At 72.9% G+C, this 1,545-nt stretch carries 2 protein-coding genes; both read left to right on the forward strand.

Going from position 1 to position 1,545, the window contains the following annotated elements; genetic code table 11:
* On the forward strand, positions 1-705 hold a 705-nt coding region (locus ACK4TH_RS11765), incomplete at its 5' end, for an amidohydrolase family protein (RefSeq protein ID WP_409626700.1).
* Between the two features lie 18 nt (positions 706-723).
* Positions 724-1,545, forward strand: an 822-nt coding sequence (locus ACK4TH_RS11770; RefSeq protein ID WP_409626702.1) for a TolC family protein, incomplete at its 3' end; no start/stop codon positions are given.

The raw sequence follows: 1,545 nt of genomic DNA on the forward strand, positions 1-1,545 counted from the left end.
GCATCACCCCAAAACAGCGGCTGGCCATGGCCGCATAGCTCTACTTCTCGGAGCGCTGGATTTCGGGGGGATTACCATCGCAGTTACCTGGCCGTCTACGAGCGCTTTGGCCTGCTGCGCGAGCGCGCGGTGTACGCCCATGGCATTTACTTGGACGCGGACGACCAGCGGGCGCTGGCCCAAAGCGGTGCGGCCATCGCGGTGTCGCCGACGAGCAACCTGTTTCTGGGCAGCGGTTTTTTCGATTACGTGGCGGCGCGCGCGGGCGGGGTGCGCCTGGGGTTGGCCAGCGATGTGGGCGGGGGTATGAGCTTCAGCCCCTTCGCCACCATGCGGGCCGCCTACACGGTTGGCCGGGCGTCGGTGCGTGGCCAGGGGCAGCCCAAAAAGGGGGTGAGCTTGAGCCCTTTCGATCTGTGGTGGCAGCACACGGCGGGTGCGGCGCGGGCGCTGGGGCTGGGCGGCGTGGTGGGGTCGCTCGCACCCGGCAGCGAGGCGGATTTTGTCGTCCTCGACCCCGCGGCAACCCCGCTGCTGGCGCGCCGCACGGCACAAGCCGAGTCACTGGCCGAATGGCTGTTTGCGCTCATCATGCTGGCCGACGACCGCGCGGTGACCGAGGTGGTCGTAGCCCAGGGGCCCGGTACACAGATCTTTACCGGCGGTGCATCCGCCGTTCATGCCGGGCCCCCACCATTGCGCTGAATCATGGATCGAAACTGGATGTCTGTCCCGGTGACGGCCCGGGCTGCGGTCGGGGCGTTGGTTCTGGTGCTGGCCGGCTGCGGCAGCGTGTCGCCACCCCGCCCGGCCGCGGAACTGCCGCTGACCCTGCAGCGCTGGAGCGCGGCTGACCGCACGCCCGAGGTGGACGGGGCCGTGCCGCTGCAGCGGTGGTGGACGGCGTTTGGTGATCCCGGGCTGACCGAACTGGTGGAAGCCGCGCTGGCGGCCAACCCCGACTTGGCTGGTGCCGCGGCGGCCGTCGCGCAGGCGCGCGCGCTGCGGGACGCGGCGCGTGCGGCGACCGGGCCAGCGATCGATGCCAGCGCGTCCGTCCAGCGCGGCCGGGCCGGCTCCGCCACCGCCGGGACCACCGTGCGGGCCGGGCTGGACGCCGGCTGGGATGTGGACTGGTTTGGCCGGCGTGCGGCGGCCCTGCGGGCGGGCGATGCCGACGTGGCCGCCAGCGCGGCCAATCTGGGGCGGGTGCGCCTGACCCTCGCGGCGGAAGTCGCCGCCACCTATTTCGAGGGCTGGGGCGCGCGCGAGCGGCTGCGCGTGGCCAAGCAAAGCCTGGCCGCACAGCTCGACAGCCTGGAGCTGACCCAGTGGCGCGTGCAGGCGGGGCTGGCCTCGGCGCTGGATCTGGAGACGGCGCGCGCGGCGGCCGAGCAGACCCGCGCCAGCCTGCCGGTGCTGGAGGTTTCGGTCCGCCAGTCGATGCATGCGCTGGCGGTGCTCACCGGGCGTGGGGGCCGCCGCCCCCGGGCCGCCCCCCCCCCCCCCCCCACCAAGACCAAAAGCCCCCAAACGAAGACCCCC

The sequence above is a fragment of the Tepidimonas sp. genome, assembly GCF_046292505.1.
In the GTDB taxonomy this organism is placed as follows: Bacteria; Pseudomonadota; Gammaproteobacteria; order Burkholderiales; family Burkholderiaceae_C; genus Tepidimonas.